This window comes from Myroides sp. C15-4 (genome assembly GCF_050522745.1).
GTDB lineage: Bacteria > Bacteroidota > Bacteroidia > Flavobacteriales > Flavobacteriaceae > Flavobacterium.
This window is the reverse complement of the sequence record NZ_JBMVQX010000069.1, coordinates 1-4,125: the sequence shown is the minus strand read 5'-3', so window position 1 is coordinate 4,125 and position 4,125 is coordinate 1. Positions and strand designations below refer to the sequence as shown.

Here is a 4,125-nt window from a genome sequence, read left to right as displayed (position 1 = left end):
TGCCTCATCATTCACTTCCTCTATTTCATTTTTTATGTGTTGAATGACAGTAAAAATCTCTTTCGCTCTTTCTTTCGCAATTCTGATTTTAGTAAACTCTCTTGTAGCGCTTGTTCGATTTACATCTTTGTAAAATAGCAGTGTTGGGTCTGAATCAAGATAATACGTAAATATCGTATCTCTAACTTCATAACTAAGATCAATACTCCAATCTTGAGCGAGTACCATATTACTTTTTAGTAAAATAAATAGAATCAATACTAGTTTTCTCATACACTTTTCTTTGTTGCTATTCTATTGGTCACTTTTTTTCCTTTCCTACTACCATACTCAAATTCAAACGATTATAGAATATAAGTAGATAAATTCCCAACACATCCCTTTTTAATACGGTGGCTAACCCCAAATTACAATCATCCAATATAGGCAACTAACACTTTTACTATCGTCTTTTTTAAATCACTCCCGTCTATGCGAATCATTTCTCTGTTTTTCTTTGGAAAAGACACAAAAACGGTATAGGCATCTTCATCTCTTTCCCCATCAAATTTAAAACAACTACATCGCCTTTTAATTTAATTCGCTCAAAACAAGTCATTAATTCTTCCAAAGAAATCTCTGGTTTTTCTATTATTTTTTTAATCACATGCACAAAACACCTTATCCGCTATTACTTACTTTAATCTAAGATAGACCATAATTAGCAATAAAAACACAACCGAAACAATATTCTCATACAATCTAGGCTATTGAAAAGGACATGCAACTGTAAATCATTAACAGTTAAACCACAAGCGCAATCCTTCTCCCCAGAACTAGTGAAATTCATCCCCCTTGTGTATTTTTCTGCGTTGAGCTTTGTTTTTTTTATCAATTTTACATCCTCAATTAAACGATATTGAATAACAGAACTACCGTATGAAAACACTCGTTCAAGCCTTGCTTATCTGCTTTACCGTACAAGCAGCAGCACAATCCCCTACGCTTTACACCACCAAGCCCACCGAGGCTTACAAGGACAAAGCGGCCACCCAAAAAGCGGGAATTTTTATTTCCAACGCCCATCTCTCTTACTATGAAAAGATCAACAAGCGTTTGGTACAAGTTGATCGCGATTATGAAAGTCCGCTTTATATTGTCGATACCCAAAATCTAAAGGAGTACTATACAGAAGATGCACCCGAAGCGCCTGCACCCATCATTGAAATGGACGACTTTTATGGGTCTCCTCACCTTTTTACTACCGCTGCAGGTCTAAAAGTGCGCGAATATCCCAGCAGTACAGCTAGTGTGTTGGGTACAGTTTTAATCGGAACTGCGGTGCCTATTGAATTTTATCCCTACGACAAAAATGCTTGGGTTCCCATTCCCTACCTCGAAGGCTATGGGTATATTTCCGCACAATTTTTAGGCGAACGCCCCGTAATGAATGAGTTAATCCAAGCCTACAAAGCGACAACGGAGGTTAGTGAACAACGCAAATACGCAGAACGCATCCTCGAATTGGGGTGGAATAGCGAAGACACAGCAACGCAAAAAGCCATTCAACTCTATATTGACTTCGCAACCAAACAGGATGAAATGGAAAAAGTGGAGCTGTTGAAATTGCAACTAGAAGCCTTGAAATCCAAACCGAAAGAAGACGATACATCCAAAGTGAATAAATTGATCAAAAAACGTCAATTTGGCTTTGCACTAAATGAAAAAATTGAACCTAAAGATGGTTTTGATATCGATTGGATTCACACCTATATTGGGTATCCCCTTGATGAGTCGGCTAATTTAGAAGATTGTGCCTTGGGGGATTATGAAGGGAATTCCTTTTTTAACTCAGCTGAATTCATTACGCATGACCTAGAGCATACCTATAAAGTGCGCAAAATGGACATGATTAATAAAAATGGGTTTATCATCGACAATCAATTGATGGAACAGTATACCACAGAACAGGTATTTTTAAAACTAGCCAAAGGATTGATCACCCTTATTGAGCCTCTGACGCATACCTATTACATTGCGGTAGACGATGTTCTCTACAGTTTTGAGTTCTACAATAATGAGTTATTGCGAATAGAATTGATTTATTACTGCTAATTTTTTTATTTCAAGTCTTTTTACTCTACTTTTACAAGGAATTACAAAATAAACAACAAATGTCAGTAGCAAAGAAAGATTATAAAAAAGTGACAACAAAGTCGCTGATTGATATGAAAGCCAACGGAGAAAAAATATCAATGCTTACTTGTTATGATTACTCAATGGCCAAAGTTTTAGAAGCTGGTGGAATTGATGTTATGTTAGTTGGAGATTCCGCTAGTAACGTTATGGCTGGACATGAAACGACCTTACCTATTACACTAGATCAAATGATATACCATGCACAATCGGTAGTACGAGGTGCAGATCGAGCGCTTATTGTGGTGGATTTACCTTTCGGTTCTTACCAATCGGATCCAAAAGAAGCCTTGCGTTCTGCGATTCGCATTATGAAAGAAAGTGGTGCACATGGTGTGAAAATGGAAGGTGGTGTTGAAATTAAAGAAGGAATCAAACGCATTTTAGATGCGGGAATTCCCGTAATGGGACATTTGGGTTTAACGCCTCAATCCATCTACAAATTTGGAACATATACCGTAAGAGCAAAAGAAGACGAAGAAGCCAAACAATTGATGCGTGACGCTAAAATGTTAGAGGAAATTGGATGTTTTGCTGTAGTGTTAGAGAAAATTCCAGCGAGTTTAGCGAAAAAAGTAGCGGAGAGTATCTCGATTCCCGTAATTGGAATTGGCGCAGGAAACGGTGTGGATGGACAAGTATTGGTGATCCACGATATGATTGGATTAACCCATGAATTCAACCCTAAATTCTTACGTCGTTATTTGAACATCTTTGATCAAATGAAAGACGCTGTCGCTCAATATGTAGATGACGTAAAATCAGTTGATTTTCCAAATGAAAATGAACAGTACTAAGTTTTATTTTTCACAAAAAATACACACAAAAATATCCTTTTAGATTTAACCCAGATTAAGCATTAGCCAAATACTGCAAAATATTTCTACTTCATAGCGCTTTCATTAGCTCTAGAACCATACTATAGTATGCTTTTATTGCTAATTCAGACCTATTTTGTATAATTACTTTTGTTTATATGTCTATCGCTTAATCTGGGTTTAAAAGGATATTTTTGTTTTAAAATTCACCGTATGAAAGTTGTTACTACTCCCGATAATTTACAAATCCTACACGAAGACAACCACATTATTGTGGTAAACAAACGCGTAGGCGACCTCGTACAAGGCGATCAAACGGGAGATATGCCGCTAAGCGAATGCATCAAGATCTATTTAAAGCAAAAGCACAACAAACCTGGAGACGCTTATTTAGGTGTGGTTCATCGCTTGGATCGCCCGACTTCTGGACTTGTCGTATTTGCCAAAACATCCAAAGCACTCACGCGTTTAAATGAGTCGTTCAAGAATAGAGAAACAAAAAAAACCTATTGGGCGGTTGTCAAAGATGCTCCACCTAAAGTGGAAGATACACTGGAACATTTCTTGGTGCGAAACCCAAAAAACAATACCTCTAAAGCACATAACAAAGAAGTACCCAACAGCAAAAAAGCCAAATTAACGTATCGACTGTTTCATCAACTCAAAACCTATTCAGCAGTTGAAGTGGATCTGCATACGGGTCGCCATCACCAAATTCGCTGTCAGTTAGCCGCCGTAGGTTGTCCCATCAAAGGTGACCTTAAATACGGCGCTGATCGAAGTAATCCCGATGGCGGTATTCACCTGCATGCCCGTGCCTTGACCTTTACTCATCCCGTAACAAAAGAAATCTTGACGATTGTAGCTCCTACTCCAGATGACGTGATTTGGAATGAAATAACGAAATAGTGAGTGGTGAGTGGTGAGTGGTGAGTGGTGAGTGGTGAGTGGTGAATGGTGAGTAGTGAGTGGTGAGTAGTGAATGGTGAGTAGTGAGTAGTGAGTAGTGAGTAGGATTTTTTCAATAAAAAGAAGAACTTCTGTGATAAGAAGTTTTTTTTTGTTTATTATTTGTTATTTGCTCGTTGTGCTTTGCGCGAACTAAACTAAGGTAAAGCGTAAACTGAACTTC

4 protein-coding genes are annotated in these 4,125 nt (G+C 37.9%); 3 read left to right on the top strand and 1 reads right to left on the bottom strand.

Going from position 1 to position 4,125, the window contains the following annotated elements:
* On the bottom strand, nt 1-273 hold a 273-nt coding region (locus tag ACPDHL_RS15995), incomplete at its 3' end, for a hypothetical protein (RefSeq protein WP_430533712.1).
* Nucleotides 274-918: 645 nt separating this feature from the next.
* On the opposite strand from ACPDHL_RS15995, the gene ACPDHL_RS15990 reads away from it, so the two are divergent.
* The 3 genes from ACPDHL_RS15990 to ACPDHL_RS15980 all read left to right on the top strand — a co-directional run bounded on the left by ACPDHL_RS15990 (nt 919) and on the right by ACPDHL_RS15980 (nt 3,902).
* The gene (locus ACPDHL_RS15990; RefSeq protein WP_430533711.1) at nt 919-2,094 is read left to right on the top strand and encodes an SH3 domain-containing protein; all 1,176 of its coding nucleotides are present in this window, start codon (nt 919-921) and stop codon (nt 2,092-2,094) included.
* Between the two features lie 59 nt (nt 2,095-2,153).
* A complete protein-coding gene (gene panB / locus ACPDHL_RS15985) occupies nt 2,154-2,972 on the top strand; it encodes a 3-methyl-2-oxobutanoate hydroxymethyltransferase (protein WP_430533710.1) in 819 nt (272 codons plus the stop codon).
* A 234-nt stretch (nt 2,973-3,206) separates the two neighbouring features.
* Nucleotides 3,207-3,902: an RluA family pseudouridine synthase gene (locus ACPDHL_RS15980; RefSeq protein WP_430533709.1), complete on the top strand. Its 696-nt coding sequence runs from the start codon at nt 3,207-3,209 to the stop codon at nt 3,900-3,902.
* Nucleotides 3,903-4,125: the final 223 nt, after the last annotated feature.

Coding starts and splice junctions, on each gene's coding strand:
- ACPDHL_RS15980 (WP_430533709.1), top strand. CDS start 3,207: ATGAAAGTTGTTACTACTCCCGATAATTTACAAATCCTACACGAAGAC.
- panB (WP_430533710.1), top strand. CDS start 2,154: ATGTCAGTAGCAAAGAAAGATTATAAAAAAGTGACAACAAAGTCGCTG.
- ACPDHL_RS15990 (WP_430533711.1), top strand. CDS start 919: ATGAAAACACTCGTTCAAGCCTTGCTTATCTGCTTTACCGTACAAGCA.